This window comes from Paraburkholderia sp. GAS448, assembly GCF_050435685.1.
In the GTDB taxonomy this organism is placed as follows: Bacteria; Pseudomonadota; Gammaproteobacteria; order Burkholderiales; family Burkholderiaceae; genus Paraburkholderia.
The window spans coordinates 1-1,209 of record NZ_JBNDKT010000160.1 but is presented as its reverse complement, the minus strand read 5'-3'; the positions used below and the strand labels follow the sequence as shown (position 1 = coordinate 1,209).

General features: G+C 54.3%; 2 protein-coding genes. Both read right to left on the bottom strand.

What is annotated here, in order from left to right; genetic code table 11:
* Positions 1–73 precede the first annotated feature (73 nt).
* On the bottom strand, positions 74–253 hold the full coding sequence (locus P3T23_RS47790) for a hypothetical protein (protein WP_429322970.1): 180 nt from the start codon (positions 251–253) through the stop codon (positions 74–76).
* Between the two features lie 685 nt (positions 254–938).
* Positions 939–1,209, bottom strand: a 271-nt coding sequence (locus P3T23_RS47785) for a YadA C-terminal domain-containing protein (protein ID WP_429322969.1), incomplete at its 5' end; no start/stop codon positions are given.

Sequence of the window (1,209 nt, the reverse complement as noted above, 5' to 3'; positions counted from 1 at the left end):
ACAGAACCACGATTCCTGCCCATTTCGACACCTTCTGATCAAAAGGATAGGTGTCCGTTTTCGCGGGGCAACTTCAGTCTGCGGGCTGCTGATCGTGCTCAAATTTCCATTGTTCAACCAGCTGTCGTCGGGATTTTGCAGAAGCGAGCAGGTAGGCGTTTATCGCCGAGATAAAACTCTTCTGGCTCGATTCATTCAGGCTCACAAAGAGTGATAGTGCACGGTGCAGTTCAAATTCTTCTTGCGTTCCCATCTGTAAATCCCTTGTTTTTGCCTGACGGTAACTTTAGTTACAAGCAATGCACTCGCAAAACTGGATCATCGCGTCCACGCACGCAGTGCACCGCGATGTCGCGCTGAAAACCAGAAAAAGGGCGTTTGGTCACCCGAACACCCATCAAACGGTACGAAAATCACACTCCTCGATCAGCTACGGCATTGAGATCTAATTCCTTCCCGCATTAAAGCTCGTATCCGGTTTGTGCACGCACGCCGGTAGCACACGTAGATATGACCGACACCGTCGCGCGCGACAGTCACTGCAGTCACGCGAATGGTACGTCCCTCCGACCGTTACCGCCCGTGTTTGCCCACGCCGGCCGCAACTACCGTCGTTCAAGCTTGTGTACGGCATGAAGCGCAAGTTCAGGACACGCGGATAGACACCATTGAGTGTCGCGCGCATACGCCCGGCTCGCAGGCCGCTACCACCATATGCTCACACAACTTCAGATCGTAGGTCTGGCAATCTTTCGACTACCTGGCTTCTCTTTCCGAGTGTGACAAAGTGGTGCCCATCAAATCGCGAATGATGGACGCCACTGTGATGTCGCTCCTGCTTGCCGTCCATGACGACCTGTATGAGCCGCTTAAATCAAATCAAAACGTGTACGGATGCAAAAAAGCCGGAGAGGAATACCTCCTCCCCGGTCAATCGCTTACCACTGATAGGACGCACCCGCGCCAACTGGGCTACCGTCACTACTCACCCCAGCGCCGGCCTTCACCTTGATGTTCTCGGTAATGCGCGCGGTACCACCGAATGCAACAGCCTTATATCCCTTATAGGTTGCGGTACCGATGCCGAACGACAGCCTTTTGCCCACATCGGCATCAGGAATCATCGTCAACGCCGTCGCAGCCGCGACACCGGAGTAGGCGCCCTTCGCTACGTCGTTAATCTGATTCTGGACGCCGGCGATACGCTGA

Bases quoted from the DNA above. Each gene is read 5' to 3' on its own strand.
- P3T23_RS47790 (WP_429322970.1), bottom strand. From the start codon at position 253: ATGGGAACGCAAGAAGAATTTGAACTGCACCGTGCACTATCACTCTTT.